We start from the raw sequence: 16,236 nt of genomic DNA, 5'->3' as shown, positions 1-16,236 counted from the left end.
GGTCGGCTCGGGTGATCACCCGAGCCGACCCGCCATGCCGTCAACTCATCGGCATCAGTTCGGAACTGCGGTCAGACCCTCGGTTCCCACCGGGGAGAAGTCGCCGTCCGGGACCGAGTGGTCCAGGCGGCGCGTCAGGGACTCCACGGACGCCGCCGGGGTGAAGTCGCCGTCCGGGACCGAGTGGTCCAGGCGGCGCGTCAGGTCGTTGACCTGGATGCTGTTGGGCACAGGAGGTTCTTCCTTTCACGAGATGTCGGTCCCGCGCCACTGCGGCGCGGGGCCGTGTGCCCCGGCTCGGCCGTAGTTCTCTTGTCTAACGTTCGGTCGAGGCGGGAGTCTTGGGGTGCTCTCCGCGCTGCGGGCAGCGGCACGCCGGTCATGCCGCCGACGGATGCCGCGCTGAGGCCGGGACGTCCTCGGGGTTGAGCGTGATTGGATCGGTAGCGCCGTAGCGAGTGCCGTTGGCGGCGGCTACTCGCTCTTCGGCTTGTCGCCGTTGTGGTCCCCGCTGTCGCCGCTCCCGCTGCCGCTGCTGTTGCCGGCGCCGTTCTTCTCGCTCATGTCGTCCACTCCTTCCGGATGGTCCGCGTGATTGCGGAGGGGTGTGTGCTGTTCTCGCCCAAGAGCGCGACCGACGGTGATCAGTCGGTCACTCCACGGCGGAGACCAGTTGACCGCCAGTGCAAGATCAACGGCATGCCACGGACGGACTTTTCGACGGACTTTTTCGCTGCCGGGTGCCTGCGCCGCAGGGCGTCGGAGGTCTACCGTCTTGCGATGTGGAGACGCAATTCACCCGCCTTTGCGCAGAGTTCGGCTGGAACAGTCCAGCCGTATTCAGACAGGTGTACGCCGTGACCGCGCGGAAGCTCGGTGAGGAGGAAGAGCTGAGTGCGCGCCAGTTCCAGCGCTGGCGCCTGCCCTTACCGCCGTGTCCTCATCCGGCCCGGCAGCGAGTCCTCGAAGCGATGCTCGGTGTCCCGCTGGAGCAGGCGGGATTCACCGTGCCGTCCCACCGTCGATCAGGAATCCCACCCGCACCACGAGAAGGCTTGGAAGACGTGAACCGTCGATCCTTCATCGCCCTCACCGGGGGCGCCGCCGTGTCCGCCGCCCTCCCGCAGCCACGGATCGGAGCCGAGACAGTGATGGACCTGCGGACCGGTCTCGCCTCCCTGTACGGCCTGGACGATCGGTTCGGCGGCGCGACTGTGGGCCCTCTCGCGCAAGCTCACTTCTCCCGAGTCGAGCGGATCATCGCCACCACGAGCTATCCCGGCACGATCGGCCGGCAACTTCGACTGATCGCCGGGGAGACGGCTGAACACGTCGCGTGGCTGGCCTTCGACGCCGGAGACAACCAGCGCGCCCTCGTGCACTGGCGCCACGCCCTCACCCGCGCCGAGGAGTTGCAGGACCATTCACTTGCCGTTCTGGTGATGGCGTCGATGGCGCTGATGAACATCCGCGAGAAGCAGCCGGACAAGGCGCTCGAACTGGCCCGAGGAGCACAGGAGAAGGCCAAGGGGTGGGCGTCTCCCTCCCTGCTGTCGATCCTGGCCACCCGGGAGGCTCGCGCGCTGGCCATGCTCGGGGATCACGCCGGCGCTCGCTCCAGGCTCGCTGACGCCACCCGGGTCTACGAGCAGGAACGGGGGGCCCGGCCGCTACCGGATTGGGCGGTCTTCCACGGGCCCGGCGAGCTGGCCATGGCGCAGGCCGCGCTGTTCACCGAGGCCGGGCACCACAAGGCCGCGGTGGACTGGCTGCGCCGCTCGCTGGGACACCAGGAATCGAGCTACGCGAGGAACGAAGCCCTGGTGCGCTTCTCTCTCGCCGGAGCTCTCGCGCGGGCCGGCGAAGCAGAGGAATCCGCCCACGAGCTGAAGTCGGGTTCGGTACTGCTGACCGAGGTGTCGTCAGGCCGGGCGCGCTCGTCCATGCAGGAGGCGCACTCTTTCCTCCACGCCCTTGATCCGGCCGCCGCCGCTGCCGGCACTGCCCACCTGATCGCGTAGGAGGAGAACCGTGGAGAAGGCCAAAATCGAGAGTGTCACAGACCCGGATGCCGCTGCCCAGGCGCTGGACGAGATAGCGCCTCTGTACGAGCAGGTGTTCGCGGAGCCGCCGTACTTCGAGGGGCCCCGCGACCTGGCAGGGTTTCTGGAGGGCTACGAATCGTTCCGGACCATGCCCGGATTTCGGTTGGTGCTGGCCCGCGCAGGTGCCCTGGTCGGGTTCGCTTTCGGTGTCCTGCTCCAGTCGGACAGCCGTTGGTGGCATGGCCTCGGCCTGGACGAGGACTTCACCCGCGAGGACGGACATCGGACGTTCGTGATCCGGGAAATCGCTGTGGCCCCGGATCGGCGTCGGCAGGGTCTCGGTCGGGAACTGCACACGGCCGTACTCGAAGGTGCCCGGGCGGAGCGCGTCACACTCGCGGTCCGGCCCGAAGCGCAGGCTGCCATGAAGATGTACGAAGCCCTTGGTTACCGGGAGCTGGGCGACAAGACCCCGGCTTGGGAAGGCGCTCCGATGTACCGCTACATGGTCCGCTAGGTGTCAGGCGAAGTGAGTCAGGAACCCCCGCGCTCCGGCACGGGGGATGTCAACGGAACGCTCCTGCGGGTTGTGACACGACAGGGTGTTGCGGACGCCGGCCGTCGTCCCGCTGAAGATGAGGCCTGCTCAGCTATTCCGGAGGAACGGCCGGTACCGGGCAGCTTCGTGACCGAGAACGGGCGCCCCGCCTTCCCCCTCAGGAGGGGCCGCGGTGGAGGTGGCGCAGGGCCGCCTCGGCGGCGTTGGCGCCGCACATGCCGTGCACGCCGGGGCCGGGTGGGGTGGCGGCGGAGCACAGGTAGTGGCCGGGAACGCCGGTGTCGTAGGGGTGGAGGGTGAGGCGGGGGCCGAACAGCAGCTGGGGGACGTTCTTGGCCCCGGTCATGATGTCCCCGCCGACGAAGTTCGGGTTGTACGCGGCGAACTCCGGTGTGCTGCGCACGGAGCAGCCGACGACGCGGTCGCGGAACCCGGGGGCGAACCGTTCGATCTGGGCCGTGATGGCCTCGGTGGCGTCACCGGTGTAGCCGTGCGGGACGTGCGCGTAGGTCCAGAGGGGGTGGACGTCGCCGACGGAGCGTTGCGGGTCGGCCAGGTACTGCTGGCCGACCAGGACGAAGGGCCGCCGTGGCATCCGTCCTGCGGTGATCTCCCTCTCGGCGGCGGCGACCTCCTCGAAGGTGCCGCCGAGGTGGACCATGCCGGCCCGCCGCGCCGGTTCGGCGGTCCAGGGGACGCCGCCGGCCACGGCGAAGTCCACCTTGAAGGCGCCCGGCCCGTGCCGGAAGCGGCGGTAGGCGCGGGCGACCCGGGGCGGCAGGCGGTCGCCGAGGATGCCGGCCACGGCGCCGGGCGCGAGGTCGAACATCGTGATGTCCGCGGGAGGGACGTCGGCGGCCGAGCGGACCCGCCGGCCCGTCTCGACGGTGCCGCCCAGGTCGGCGAGCAGCGCGGCGAGCGCCCGGCTGATCGAGCGCGATCCTCCGGAGGCGACGGCCCAGCCGTGGCGGTGGCCGGCGGCCAGGATGCCGAGCCCGACGGCGGAACTGAGCGGCCGGTCCAGCGGCCGGTAGGCGTGCGCCGCCACGCCCCCGAACAGCGCCCGCGCCTGCTCCCCGGTGAACGCGCGCGCCAGGACGGTGGCCGGAAGCAGCGCCGGGGCGCCGAAGCGGGCCAGGCGCAGCGGGTGGCGGGGGAGGCGCAGCAGCGGGCGCATGATGTCGTCCGCGAGTTCGTCGTAGGACGCGGCTGGGGCGGCGAACAGCCGTCGCCAGCGGGCACCGTCCGCGCCGAGTCCGGCCGCGGTCTCCTCGGCGGAGCGGTGCAGGACGCCGGCGGTTCCGTCGTCGAGGGGGTGGACGCAGTCGATCTCGGGAAGGCACCAGCGCAGTCCGTAGCGGTGCAGGTCGAGGCCGCGCAGGAAGGCCGAGCCGACGGTGATCAGGTGGACGGCCGAGCAGTGGTCGTGCAGGAGGCCCGGGAGGATCGCCTCGCTGCTCCGGGCGCCGCCGCCGATCTCGTCGGCGGCCTCCAGCACGGTGACGCGCAGACCGGCCCGGGCGAGCCGGACGGCGGCGGCCAGCCCGTTCGGACCGGCCCCGACGACGACGGCGGTGCCCCCGCCGCCGCGTGCGACGTGCGGCGGCCGGCCGCGCCCGTCGTCCCGTCCAGGGGTGCTGTCCACGGCACCAGTCTCCCGCGCGGGACCGGGCGGAGCCCGCGCACCACGACGGGGGGCGATCGTTGAGGGTGGGTAATCGATCGTCCAGCAGAACGGCCTTGCCCGGCCCGCGTGGCCGGGGGAGGCTTGCGGTAGTCCGTCCGGCGACGGTCCCGGAGCCCCCATCGGGGAGTTCAACGTCGTTCCGGTGAGACCTGACCGGGACACGGCCCCGGCCCCACCCGGGGAGCCCGGCCGGGAAGGACGGCCGCCGGACCGGCGCTGCACAGGGGTCAGCGCCGGTCCGGCGGCCCGGCGCAGTCGCGGTGGCGGGGTGCGTCTCCGCCGGCCCGGTGCAGTCGCGGTGGTCCGGTGCGGTTCCGGCGGCCCGGCGCGGGCGCGGCGGCGGGTGTAACAGATCGTCGGGTCTCGGACCTCTCCTCCTTGGGCGGGCGTGATCGTTTCGTTCGGCGCCCGCGGGACCAGACCGACGAGACCGACGAGAACGACGGGAACGGGGAGAGGTACTGATGCAACGAGGACGACGGTGGGCCGCTGCCGCCCTGGTGGTCTCCGTGACGACGGCGGTGACGGCCGTCGCGGCCGGGGCCGGGGCGGCGGGCGCCGTCACCGTCCGGGCCGCCGCGGGGGAGCCGTCGGCGGGCGCGGCCGAGACGGGGAGTCCGGCCGGCGGGTTCGTCCCCGCCAAGCTGCCGCTCCAGGGCGCGGTGCTGAGCACCGGGGTCCGGCTCGACGCGCACACCACCTGGGCGGCCGGCTTCCGGATCGCGGACGACGGACAGCACACGGGCTTCGCCCCGGTGGTCGTCGCGCGTGACAGCCCGGGCGGGCAGTGGAAGGAACTCCCCTCGCCCGCACCGGACTTCGACGGACGGGCGACGGCGCTCGCCGGAAGCTCCCCGCACGACGCCTGGCTGCTGGGCGACCTCGACCCGCGCAGCGGCCGGTTCCTCGCCGGCCACTGGAACGGTACCGCGTGGACCGCCACGGAGATTGAACGGCCGCCCGGAGAGCTGACCACGGGCTACCTCCTCGGCGCCTCCGCGCCGCGGCGGGGGAGCGCCTGGGCGGTCGGTGGCGCGAGCGTGGTCACGGACCGGAGGCCGAGCCCGGCCCCCGGCGGCTCCACCGAGGTCGTGACCCGCACGACCGGGCTGATCGAGCACTGGGACGGCGCGGCCTGGCACCGCCTCGAACCACCCGCGATCGATGGCGACTGGTGGCTCAACTCCGTGACCGAGATCGCGCCCGACGACGTCTGGGCGGTCGGCAACACCTCGTACCCCGACGACCGTCCGGTGCTGCTGCACTACGACGGTCGCGGCTGGTCCAGGGTCGACGCCCCCGCGTTCCCCGGGCTGTACGGCGAGTACCAGAGCGTCGCCGGAACCCCGGGCGACGTCTGGGTGGTGGGCCGCGCGGTCCTCGCCGACAAGGACCGCGGCCACCCGCTGGTCGCGCACTACGACGGCCGCACCTGGACGACCGTCCCGGTGCCGGAGGGCGTCGCGGGCAAGCTCTGGTCGGTCACCGCCGTTCCCGGCGGCATGGCCGCCGTCGGCTGGGACGCGAGCGGTGAGCAGGACCGCCCGCTGGGCCTGCGGTACACCCGTGGCCGCTGGCAGACCCTCGACCTGTCCGTGCCGGGCTGCCCGACCTCCTCCTACCAGGCCGTGGTCTCCGACCCCGGCGGCCGGTTGACCGTCATCGGCGCGGGGAGCACCGCGAAGGCCCCCCAGTACCAGCCGCTGCTCCTGACCGGCAGGGGCTGACCCGCGGGCTCGGGGGCGGGCGGCGCCGCGGCTGCCACCGCTCCCGAGCCGCTCAGGCGGGTTCCACGCAGAACAGCGCGGAGCGGGCGGCGGCGGCGTCCACCGGCCCGCAGCCGTCGACCCGGATCCTGGCCTGCTCGCCCGGAAGCAGGGTCAGCAGCCCCTGGCCGGCGACCGCGTCCGGCGCCAGGCGGTCGGCCTGCAACAGGAGGTCGCGGACGAGCGTGCCCGCCGTCACCACGACGTCGACGCGGTTGCCGGCGCCCGCCACCGGCTCCACCTCGACGGTGAACTCCGGCCGCGGGTAGGCGAAGACGCGGTCTGTCACCGGGAAGTGCAGGGCGCGCAGGCCGTCCGCGTCGGCGACCAGGAACTCCTTCGCCGAACCCGCCACGGGAGCCAGCGCCTGCGGCACACCGATCCGGGCCGCCGACCGCGCCCCGACGCTGATCGGCACCTCGGCCTCGGCGGTCACCGAGCCGTCCGCCGTGCACCGGCGCAGCCTCACCGTGGGCTGCCAGGGCCCGCCCGCCTGGTTGACCACGCCGATCTGCGGCGCGCCGCCGTCGGCGCCCGGCAGCAGGGTGAGCAGGCGGTCGGCGTAGAGGCGGCGCAGCTCGTACCAGAGCGGCTTGAGCCGGCCGTCGCCGTCGATCGCGGCCCAGGAGGACACCGGCCAGCAGTCGTTGAGCTGCCAGACCACCGTCCCGGCGCAGCGCGGCCAGTGGGAGCGCCAGTGCTCGATGCCGGCGGCGACGGCGCGGGCCTGGACGACCTGCGTCAGGTAGTGCCAGCGGTCGAAGTCCCCGGGGAGCACGAAGTGCCGTTCGACGCCGCGGTTCAGCTTGCCGTTGCCGTTGCCGTTGCCGTCCTCGGCCCGCTGGTGGTGCAGCATGCCGGGCGAGTCGGGGGCGAACTCCTCGCCGGGCAGGGCGCGTTGCAGGGTGGCGTGGGCGGGCGGCGCCTGTCAGCCGAACTCGGCGACGAAGCGCGGCACGCTCGCCCGGTACTCGGCATGGTCCTGGCGGTTCCAGACGGTAGGGTCGGACCCCCGAATGCTGTCAACACCTCACGCCCGTGGCCGCGAGGCCTTACCGGTTCAGAAGGGCCACGCGTGGACCAGGTGTCGCACCCGAAGAGCGCCCCGCCCCGGCGGCCGACCATCACCGACATCGCCACGATCGTCGGCGTCTCCAAGGTGACGGTCTCCAACGCCCTCAACGGCCGGCCCGGCGTCTCGGAGGCCACCCGTGCCCGGATCGCGGCCGTCGCCGACGAGATCGGCTTCGTGCGCAACAGCGCGGCCCGGGCACTCAGCGGCGCGCGCAGCTCGGCGGTCGGCCTGGCACTGTGCCGTCCGGCCCGGATGCTGGGGACGGAACCGTTCTTCATGGAGCTGGTCGGCGGCATCGAGAACGTGCTCTCCGACTCCTCGTACTCGCTCGCCCTCCAGGTCGTCTCCGACCACGAACGCGGCCTGGAGGCCTACCGGCGCTGGTGGGGCGAGCGGCACATCGACGGCGCGATCCTGGTCGACCTGCGCACCGACGACCCGCGCATCCCCGCGCTGGAGCAGCTGGGCCTGCCGACCGTGGTGATCGGCCACCCCTCCGGCTCGGGGAGCCTGACCCCGGTCTGGTCGGACGACGCCGCCGCCGTCCGCGAGACCCTGGAGTACCTGGCGGCGCTCGGCCACCGGCGGGTCGCCCGGGTCGCCGGCCTGCCGGGGCTCGTCCACACCGCGATCCGCGACGAGGCGTTCGCGCGGGTCTGCGCGGAGCTCGGACTCCAGGCGCTCCCCCCGGTCCACACCGACTGCACCGGGCAGGAGGGCGCCCGGGCCACCCGGCGGCTGCTGCTCACCCCCGAACGCCCGACGGCGGTCCTCTACGACAACGACATCACCGCGGTGGCCGGTCTCTCGGTGGCCCAGGAGATGGGCCTGCGGGTCCCTGCCGACCTGTCGATCGTCGCGTGGGACGACTCGCCGCTGGTCCAGGTCGTCCGCCCGGCGCTGACCGCGCTGACCCGCGACATCCACGCCTACGGGGCCAACGCCGCCCGGACCCTGCTGTCGCTGATCTCCGGCCGGCAACCGGGCGGCTACGAGGACCTGGCGCCCCGGGTCACCCCCCCCGCGGCAGCACCGCACCCCCGGCCTGACCGGCCTGACCGGCCTGACCGGCCCGGCCCGGAGGCCTTCGGCCCCGACGGGGCCGGGCATCGTCGCGGCCGGCCCCGCAGGGCGGTGTCGTCGAGAGGTTCTGTCCGGCCGGATGTCGGTTCAGGTGGCTTGCGTGGCAGCGTAGTTACTCAGGTTGAACCTGTGAGAGCGCACACCGCATCCGCGCACACCGCGGCTCCGGACAGACCGGGTCAGTTGCCCGGGTGGGAGGCCGCCCAGCCGTGTTCGAGCAGCGCGAAGGCCTCGTCGGCGGCGCGGTGCGGCTCGGCGTGCCGCAGGATGAGGCCGCGGGCCTCAAGGGCGAAATGAGCCAGGGCGGCGCAGCTGACGTCGTCCTCGGGGGCGCCGGCGGCCTCGGCGATGGCCCGCGCCAGGGCCGCTTCGTGGCGTGTCCACATGCGGTGGGCGTAGTCGCGCAGCGCAGGGGTCTCCTGCACCATGCGCGTGAAGTCGGCGAACCGCGGGTCCGTGGTGTGCACGGCGAACTGGGTCTGCCCCTGCAGGATGTGCTCGCGCAGGGCCTGCGGGATCGACGTGCCGGGGGTGCGGTCGCGCACGGCGGCAACGAGCGCCGCCTCCAGGTCGTCGTCCTGGTCGAAGACCAGGGCTTCCTTGCCGGAGAAGTGCTTGAACAAGGTGGTCACCGAGACGTCGGCGGCGTCGGCGATGTCCTTGACGCCGACCTGGTCGTAGCCGCGGTCGAGGAAGAGTTCGAGTGCGGCGTCTGCCAGGGACTGGCGGGTCTGGGCCTTCTTGCGCTCGCGGCGCCCGGTCGGTTCGGTCACTCGCCCACCATACCCCAATGTGAAGTGACTGCGAAAGTTGAGTCGTTGCACTTATTGAATGAGTGTGCTTTCTTGGTGGGGCCGGGCCTCCCGGCAACTCACCCACCTCCCGAGGGACACTCCTGTGAACTCTGCTCGTGATTCCCGCATCGCGATTGTCGGCGCCGGCCTCGGCGGCCTCACCTGCGCCCGAGTCCTGCAGCAACACGGCCACTCCGTCACCGTCTTCGAACGCGAGGCCTCCGCCGACGCCCGCCCGCAGGGCGGCACCCTCGACCTGCACGCCGACACCGGTCAGGCCGCCCTGCGTGCGGCGGGGCTCCTCGACCGGTTCCATGCCCTCTCCCGCCCCGAAGGCGAGGAGTGGCGCGTGCTCGACTTCGCCACCGGCGCCCTCCTGACGCATCAGGGGCCTTCCGCCGCCGGCGGCCGGCCGGAGATCGACCGGGGCCAACTGCGCGGCCTGCTCCTGGGCTCGCTCACCGAGGGCACGGTGCGGTGGGACCGCGCCGTCACCGGGGTCACCCCGCTGACGGACGGCACCTGCCGGCTGCTCCTCGGTGACGGCACCGCCGAGGACTTCGACCTGGTGGTCGGTGCCGACGGCGCCTGGTCGCGTGTCCGCCCGGTCCTGTCGGGCGCCGTGCCCGGCTACACCGGTGTCACCTTCGTCGAGACCGGATTCGACCACTGCGACACCCGCCATCCCGACCTCGCGCGGCTGGTCGGCAACGGATCGATGCTGGTGAAGGGCACCGGCAGGTCCTTGGTCGCCCAGCGCAACAGCCACGGCCACATCCGCGCCTACATCGCGCTCCGCGCGCCGGAGGACTGGCACGTGGCCGCCGGTATCGACCTCGGCGACCGGCGGGCCGTGCGGACGCACCTGCTGGGGATGTTCGACGGCTGGGACGAGAGTCTGCGCTACATCCTGCGCAACAGCGACAGCGGGTTCGTCAACCGGTCCCTCTACGTCCTGCCTGCCCCGCACACCTGGGAGCACGTTCCCGGCGTCACACTGCTCGGCGACGCCGCGCACCTGATGCCCCCGGTCGGGCTGGGCGCCAATCTCGCCATGCTCGACGGCTCCGACCTCGCCCACGCCCTCGTCGCCGAATCCAGCGTCGACGACGCCGTCCGCGCCTACGAGAGCATCATGCTGCCGCGCTCGACCGAGGCCGCGACGGGCAGCGCGCGGGGACTGGACCACCTCGTTCCCGCGACGGCCTCCTGAGCCGACTCCACCGCCCCGGCCGCGCGCCCGTTCCCGCATCGATCATGTGCACTCGTCACGGGAGATGTGCGCCAGTACTCGGCGTCCACCTCGCGGCCGGCGGTACGGAGTTCATCGACGGCCAGGCCCATGTGCGCGGTGTGCCGGCAGACCACGCTGTTGGTCACGACGGTCAGGTCGGGCACCAGTGGCACCCGGCCGGGCGGCACGGGAAGACGAAGACCCCCGAACTGGCGCCGCCAGTCCGGGTGTTGCTCTACTTCGTCGCCGTCGCCGTCGCCGTCGTGGTGACGTGCCTGAGCCTGATGTGCCCGGCGTGCCCGGCGTGCCTGCCGGCGGAGCGCACGGCCGCGTCCGGCGGGCCGGAACCGGTGCCGCCGGTGGGGCGGTCGCGGCGACGGGCGCGCCGTGGGTCCTTCGAGGCGCCGGACGGGCCTATCGGTCCTCGGGCTGGTCCTCGGCCCGGGGCCGGGTGTCGCCCGGGCCTTCCCTGCGCTGCTGACGGCGGTGGACCGCGCCCACGATGATCTTGACGGCCAGGCCGAGGACGATCAGGTCGGCGAGCATCTGGACGGTCACCACGAGCCGCGCGGTCTCGGTCTTGGCGGTGATGTCGCCGAACCCGACGGTGGAGAACACGGTGACGGCGAAGTAGAGGCCGTCGGTGTGGGACAGCCGGGCGCCGAAGCTGTCGGGCGACAGCGAGGCCAGCGCGACGTAGGTGGCGGCGAACAGCAGCAGGAAGAACGGGACGCTGGTGGACAGTGCTTCCGCGGCCCGTATGCCCGGGCGCGGGGAGCGGAGGATCGAGTGGACCTGGACGGCGACCAGCGCGACGAAGCCCGTCAGCCCGGCGAGGAGCATGGTGACGGTGGCCGCGGTGGACGAGTGGTCCAGTGGCAGCACGTAGTAGAGGGCGACCAGCGCGGCCACGGAGCCGACCACCCTCAGCGCGGTCCAGGCGATCCTGCCGGCGGAGGGCCGGGCCCCGTCCCGGTCCGGGGGTGACACCCGGGCGCCGGGCGTCACGATGACCGCCGTGCCCTCGTGACCGCTGCGCGGAACGACAGGCCGCGATCGCGCCACATCATGCCGGTGACCGCGCCCAGGGTGATCACCACGCCGATCGCGATGAAGAACGACATGAGGGCGAGCACCACGCCGATCGGCCCGTACTTCTGGTCATAGCTGATGATCATGTCGGAGAAGGTGAAGTGGAAGACGACCAGCATGCCGATCCAGAACGTGCTGGTGGCGACCGCACACGGCACCAGCCTGCGCCCCGGGATGCGCCCGCCCAGCAGGAACCACATCGTGAACCACCAGAAGGCCATGAACGCGGGGACGTTGATGATCCACCACAGGACCGGAGCGCCGGCGTGGATCCCGGGGCCCGCCGAGGTGCCCAGCGCGGCCCAGCCCACGAGCACGGCCAGCCACACCAGCGCGCGCAGGGGGTCCCGGGCCTGCCCGCGCAACTGGAACACGCGCTGGTACAGCCGCTGGATCGACCCGGCGGAGGCGAGGCCGCCCAGGATGAAGAAGACCCACGACAGGCCGGTGACGGCCGAGGAGGTGGCCGCGGAGGAGTTGAACAGGTGGTTGAAATCGGCCGCGGCCTGCTGGTTCAGGCCCAGCCGCAGCATCAGTGTCGACACCGCCGGCCGCCCGGCCAGGGCGGACGTGATGATCATGAACGGAAGGGCGCACAGCAGCAGCGTGGCGGCGAGCTGAATGGCCTGGCCGAGGAAGTCCACCGCGTTCAGCCGGCGCCAGAGGTCCTCGGCCCAGGAATCGGAGTACTTCGCCCTGCCCCACTCGGTTGCCCGCCGGGCCCGTCCGGTGCCCGCCCGGTCCGCGGACTCCGTGCCCGCCCGGTCCGCGGGCTCCGTGCCCGGTCCTCCGGTTCCCGTCCGTGACTGTGCAGGGCGTTCGTCTCCCGGCCTGCCCGGTGCTCCGTCCCTCGTCCGCATGGTGCATCCTCCCGGCGATCACGTGCACCGGCGATCAGCTGGGACCCCCGCGCGGCGGTGACACACACGCGTGTTCGGGGTCGCGGTTCTGTATCCACCGTCGCACGTCCGCCCGGGCCCTGTCAGGGCAGGGAGGGACTGACCGTAGGGGCCGGCCGGCGGTTCGCCTCCTCCGGTGGCGTGAGGGCCGCGGCGAATCGTTCCTGCTCCGCGGCTGCGCCCGCCGGAATCCGGTGAACCGCGGGGGAGGCCCCGGTGGCCCGGCGCTCCTTCTGCTGCTTCGACGGCGTCCGGTCGGGCCCGGCGGCCGCCCCCGGGGCTCAGCGGTCCGCGGCGACGGGCGGTGAGGTGGTGCCGCGGGGGACGAGGACCGGGGTGCCGGAGACCCTGGACGGACCTCAGGCGGGACGGTCCCCGGGGGGCGGGAGCTCGCCCGATCCGCGGACGATCAGCCGGGTCGGGATCTCCACCCGCCGGCCCGGACCGAGGTCGCGGCCCATCCGTTCGAAGAGCATCCTGGCGGCGGTGGTGCCGAGCGCGGCCGGGTCCTGCGCGACGACGGTGAGCCCGGGGGCGAGCAGCTCGGCCAGTTCGAGGTCGTCGAAGCCCACCAGGGCGGGCCGCCCGGCGTCGGCGGGCAGGTGGTGCAGTGCCGCGGCGGTGATCCGGTTGTTCCCGGTGAACAGGGCGGTCACCGGCTCCGGTCCGGTGGTGAGCGTGGTCACTGCCCGTGCCACCGTGGACCGGTCGGTCGGCCCGGTGGCGATCCAGCGCTCGTCGACGGGCAGACCGGCCTCGGCCATCGCGGCCCGGTAGCCGCGCAGTCGTTCGGCGCTGGTGTGGATGTGCGGGAGGTCGCCGACGAAGCCGATCCGGCGGTGCCCGTGCCGGATCAGGTGCCGCACGCCCTCACGGGCCCCGCCGGCGTTGTCGCTGAGCACCGCGTCGGCGTCCAGGCCTGCGGCCGGGCGGTCGAGGAAGACCACCGGAGTGCCGGAGGCGGTCTCGGGCAGGAGGTAGCCGTGGTCGTCGCCGGCCGGGACGACCAGCAGGCCGTCCACCCGCCGGGCGCAGAATGCCAGGGCGAGTTCGCGTTCGCGGTCCGGGTTCTCGCCGCTGGAGCCCGTGAACAGCAGACAGCCCTGCCCGGCGGCGACTACCTCGACCGCGCGCGAGAGCGCGGAGGAGAACGGGTCGCCGATGTCCTCCAGCAACAGGGCGATGCTGGCGGTGCGGCCGGTCCGCAGCAGGCGGGCGCTGTCGTTGCGGCGGAAGCCGAGTTCGGCGATGGCCGCGCGGACGCGCTCGGCGGTGTCGGGGGTGACACCGCTCTCCCCGTTGACGACACGGGAGACGGTCTTGAGCCCGACGCCGGCCGCAGCGGCGACGTCGTTCATGGTGGGGCGGCCACCGCGCCGCCCGCTCACGCCCGGGCCTCCCGCAGTGCCGGGATGCGGCGGGCGAGGACGAGCGCCGTCCAGGCCTCGGCGAGCAGCCGGTGGCCGAGTGGGGTCGGGTGGACGCCGTCGGCGGCGACGAGCTCCGGGCCCCCGGCGGTGCGGGCGGCCTGGTTGAGCAGGCCGTCGGCGGAGAGCAGCCCGGCGCCGAACTCGGCGGCCAGCCGCCGGACGGCGTGGATCCGCGGGTCGAGGTCCTGCCGCCAGGTCCACTGCTCGGCGGTGACGGGCACCAGGAACGGCTCCACCAGGATCAGGTCGGCGCCGGTGCGGTCCCGGGCCTCGGTGAGCAGGTGGCGGTAGTCGGCCTCCCACTCGGCGACGGACGTGACCTGGTCGGCGTCGTAGCGGCGCCAGGTGTCGTTCACCCCGACCAGGAGGGAGAGCACGTCCGGCCGGTGAGCCAGCGTGTCGCGTTCCCAGCGGGCCCGCAGGTCCCGGACGCGGTCCCCGGCGACGCCCCGGTTGAGCACGGTGAGGCCGGGGCGGGCGGCGGCCAGGTGTCCGGCGGCCAGGGCCACGTAGCCCCGTCCGAGGTCGGCGGGGGCGTCCCGGCGGCGGCCGGCGTCGGTGATGCTGTCGCCCTGGAAGAGGACGGTCGGGCCGGGCGGTCGGTCGAAGGGCATGAGGGGCGATTCCTTGGTGGTTCCGGCACTGGTCCTGACGTCCCCGTCGGCCCGGGCGCTGCGCAGCCGGGCCGACGGGCGGCGCGGCTCAGCCGGCGGAGGCCCCGGTCATGGCCCTGGCGTGTGCGGCGAACAGCTTCGCGGTGGTGCGGCCCGGGTAGGCGGGGTCGTTGTTCCACATGACGCGGTGACCATCGTAGTCGGGTGGAAGGAGCCGTCATCGGTCCGGGAGGTGAGCAGCCAGAACTGGTCGCCGGCGCCGTGGCCGGTCAGGACGGCGTCGGTCCAGACGGTGTAGGCGCGGTCGCGGGCCGCGTTGCCCGCGATGTCCTTCGCCGGGTCGATCCGGAGGCCGAACTCCTCGATCACGACGGGCTTTCCGAGGGCGCGGCCGTCGGCGAGGTGGTCGGTGATCCAGCGGGCGCCCCAGTCGGTGGCGTTGGTGCCGGGCTTGGCGGCGGAGGTCTCGCCCCGGTTCTGGGGGTAGACGTGGACGGTGCCGTAGTCGACGGCCGGGAGGGCGAGGAGCTTCTTCCAGGCCACGCCCTCGTAGTCGGAGCAGGAATAGTCGGCGCGGCCGGCCTGCCCGTAGAAGCCCTCGTCGCCGACGGCCACCGGCTGGCGTGGAGCCAGGGACCTCACGTGGGCGCTCAGGCGGCGGTACGTCCGCCGTGCCGAGGGTGGCGGCCCCGGTCAGGTCGAGCCGGGAGAGGGCGAACTCGGCGGCGGGAGTGGGGTACCCGGTCCAGCCGTGGGCGTCGGTCGCCGGCCCGAGGATCATCTCCGCCATGGGCAGGTAGGTGAAGGCCACCAACAGGGCCGCGGGGCCAGCAGGTAGAGCCACGGGGTGAACCACCAGTACCGGCGGAAGGTGTGCCGGCGAACTGCTCCGGGGTGGTGGGCCAGTCGGTGATGCCGGCCTGGGCCCAGACCGCCTTGTTGCACACGAGGCCGGTGGCGACCCCGACGTTGGCGAGGCCGTAGACCTTGCCGGAGACCGTGGCGTAGTCGGTGATCCCCTCGAACTTCACCTTGATGTTGGGGTAGAGCCGGTTGAACTCGTCGGCGTACTTCTTCAGCGTGCCGTCCGAGATCTGGTCGGTGCGGTTGGTCAGCACGGTGATGTCGCCGGACACGCTCGCCGGACCGGTGGCCGTTGCGGCGGCGGGCGACGAACCGCCACCGCCGCTGCTACAGGCAGTGAGAACCACCATGCTCGCGGCCGCGACGGCCACCCATCCTCTTCGCATCTTCGCCCATCCTTCGCGGGGGTCGTCATCGACGACGGAACCAGGGCCGACGGGGGCCGTTTCGGCGCTCCCGGGCCGTTGGCTGCTTGAGGTAGACGTCACATCCCGGCCAGGTCCATAGACCGGTCAACATCGATATCCAGTGGTTCTGTCAATCGAACCGGCTCAATTTACTAAACCTTTGCCTAACTTAATGACGAATCCGTCTCGTTGCCCGGAGGTCATGGGCCGCTCCTGGACAACGTTGCCATCGGCCGCGAGAATCACCCCAACGACCGCCCGCGCCACGCCATGGAGGCGGAGCGGCCGTCCGCACCCAACGCCGGAGATCGTCACAATGAGTCATGACCGGGCTGCTGTCGCCCACGACCAGAGCCTCGCCCCGCGCAGCGTCCTCGCGGCGCTCGACATCGGCGGGACGAAGATCGCCGGCGGCCTGGTGGGCCCGGACGGCGCGCTCCTCCACCAGGTCCAGCTGCCCACCCCGGCCCGGGACGGCGCCGGAGCCGTCCTCGACGCCGTGCACGGCGTCCTCGACCGGCTCGCCCGGCACCCGCTCTGGCCGCAGGCCCGGGCCCTGGGCATCGGCAGCGCCGGCCCGGTCGACATCGCCCGGGGCACGGTCAGCCCGGTCAACATCCCCGGCTGGCGCGACTTCCCGCTGCGTGACCGGGTCGCCGCCCACCCCGCGGTCGCCGGCCTCCCCGT

Annotated in this window: 15 protein-coding genes and 1 pseudogene; 6 read left to right on the top strand and 10 right to left on the bottom strand. The window is 73.1% G+C overall.

Annotation, left to right across the window (positions count from 1 at the left end):
• Positions 1 to 54: 54 nt before the first annotated feature.
• Positions 55 to 231, bottom strand: coding sequence for a hypothetical protein (locus tag C2142_RS00085; protein WP_153882737.1), 177 nt, complete (start codon positions 229 to 231; stop codon positions 55 to 57).
• Positions 232 to 782: 551 nt separating this feature from the next.
• Between C2142_RS00085 and C2142_RS00080 the strand changes: the two genes are divergently transcribed.
• Entirely contained in the window at positions 783 to 2,021 is a 1,239-nt protein-coding gene (locus C2142_RS00080; RefSeq protein ID WP_148640469.1) for a hypothetical protein, read from the top strand.
• Between the two features lie 10 nt (positions 2,022 to 2,031).
• On the top strand, positions 2,032 to 2,562 hold the full coding sequence (locus C2142_RS00075; protein WP_148640468.1) for a GNAT family N-acetyltransferase: 531 nt from the start codon (positions 2,032 to 2,034) through the stop codon (positions 2,560 to 2,562).
• A gap of 199 nt (positions 2,563 to 2,761) precedes the next feature.
• On the opposite strand, the gene C2142_RS00070 is transcribed toward C2142_RS00075, so the two are convergent.
• Positions 2,762 to 4,249 (bottom strand): NAD(P)/FAD-dependent oxidoreductase, encoded by a 1,488-nt coding sequence (locus C2142_RS00070; RefSeq protein WP_277347208.1) that lies wholly within the window; start codon positions 4,247 to 4,249, stop codon positions 2,762 to 2,764.
• A 506-nt stretch (positions 4,250 to 4,755) separates the two neighbouring features.
• Here C2142_RS00070 and C2142_RS00065 point away from each other — a divergent pair.
• Entirely contained in the window at positions 4,756 to 6,018 is a 1,263-nt protein-coding gene (locus C2142_RS00065) for a hypothetical protein (RefSeq protein ID WP_148640466.1), read from the top strand.
• A gap of 52 nt (positions 6,019 to 6,070) precedes the next feature.
• On the opposite strand, the pseudogene C2142_RS00060 reads toward C2142_RS00065, so the two are convergent.
• Positions 6,071 to 7,054, bottom strand: a pseudogene (locus tag C2142_RS00060) (glycoside hydrolase family 2 protein); the annotation flags it as partial.
• Positions 7,055 to 7,132: 78 nt separating this feature from the next.
• On the opposite strand from C2142_RS00060, the gene C2142_RS00055 reads away from it, so the two are divergent.
• Complete coding sequence (locus C2142_RS00055; protein WP_346766350.1) at positions 7,133 to 8,512, top strand: LacI family DNA-binding transcriptional regulator; 1,380 nt, start codon at positions 7,133 to 7,135, stop codon at positions 8,510 to 8,512.
• Here the strand turns inward: C2142_RS00055 and C2142_RS00050 are convergent.
• Positions 8,395 to 8,988, bottom strand: coding sequence for a TetR/AcrR family transcriptional regulator (locus C2142_RS00050; protein WP_148640464.1), 594 nt, complete (start codon positions 8,986 to 8,988; stop codon positions 8,395 to 8,397). The genes C2142_RS00055 and C2142_RS00050 overlap by 118 nt on opposite strands.
• A gap of 124 nt (positions 8,989 to 9,112) precedes the next feature.
• Between C2142_RS00050 and C2142_RS00045 the strand changes: the two genes are divergently transcribed.
• Positions 9,113 to 10,222 (top strand): NAD(P)/FAD-dependent oxidoreductase, encoded by a 1,110-nt coding sequence (locus tag C2142_RS00045; protein ID WP_241002286.1) that lies wholly within the window; start codon positions 9,113 to 9,115, stop codon positions 10,220 to 10,222.
• 435 nt (positions 10,223 to 10,657) lie between these two features.
• Here the strand turns inward: C2142_RS00045 and C2142_RS00040 are convergent, their stop codons facing one another.
• The 6 genes from C2142_RS00040 to C2142_RS00015 form a co-directional block, all read right to left on the bottom strand.
• Positions 10,658 to 11,251, bottom strand: coding sequence for a potassium channel family protein (locus C2142_RS00040; RefSeq protein ID WP_241002285.1), 594 nt, complete (start codon positions 11,249 to 11,251; stop codon positions 10,658 to 10,660).
• Positions 11,248 to 11,979 carry a YihY/virulence factor BrkB family protein gene (locus C2142_RS00035; RefSeq protein ID WP_208693215.1) on the bottom strand — a complete coding sequence of 244 codons (732 nt, stop codon included), beginning with the start codon at positions 11,977 to 11,979 and terminating at the stop codon, positions 11,248 to 11,250. The genes C2142_RS00040 and C2142_RS00035 overlap by 4 nt, the downstream gene beginning before the upstream one ends.
• A gap of 614 nt (positions 11,980 to 12,593) precedes the next feature.
• A complete protein-coding gene (locus C2142_RS00030) occupies positions 12,594 to 13,592 on the bottom strand; it encodes a LacI family DNA-binding transcriptional regulator (protein WP_148640461.1) in 999 nt (332 codons plus the stop codon).
• 26 nt (positions 13,593 to 13,618) lie between these two features.
• Entirely contained in the window at positions 13,619 to 14,278 is a 660-nt protein-coding gene (locus C2142_RS00025; RefSeq protein ID WP_148640460.1) for an SGNH/GDSL hydrolase family protein, read from the bottom strand.
• A 108-nt stretch (positions 14,279 to 14,386) separates the two neighbouring features.
• Complete coding sequence (locus C2142_RS00020) at positions 14,387 to 14,920, bottom strand: hypothetical protein (protein ID WP_148640459.1); 534 nt, start codon at positions 14,918 to 14,920, stop codon at positions 14,387 to 14,389.
• 8 nt (positions 14,921 to 14,928) lie between these two features.
• Positions 14,929 to 15,528, bottom strand: coding sequence for a hypothetical protein (locus C2142_RS00015; RefSeq protein ID WP_206670875.1), 600 nt, complete (start codon positions 15,526 to 15,528; stop codon positions 14,929 to 14,931).
• A gap of 337 nt (positions 15,529 to 15,865) precedes the next feature.
• On the opposite strand from C2142_RS00015, the gene C2142_RS00010 reads away from it, so the two are divergent.
• On the top strand, positions 15,866 to 16,236 hold a 371-nt coding region (locus C2142_RS00010; RefSeq protein WP_148642076.1), incomplete at its 3' end, for an ROK family protein.

The sequence above is a fragment of the Streptomyces sp. CB01881 genome, assembly GCF_002953255.1.
In the GTDB taxonomy this organism is placed as follows: domain Bacteria; phylum Actinomycetota; class Actinomycetes; order Streptomycetales; family Streptomycetaceae; genus Kitasatospora.
Note: the sequence above shows the minus strand (reverse complement) of the source record. Positions and strands in the feature narration are given on the sequence as shown.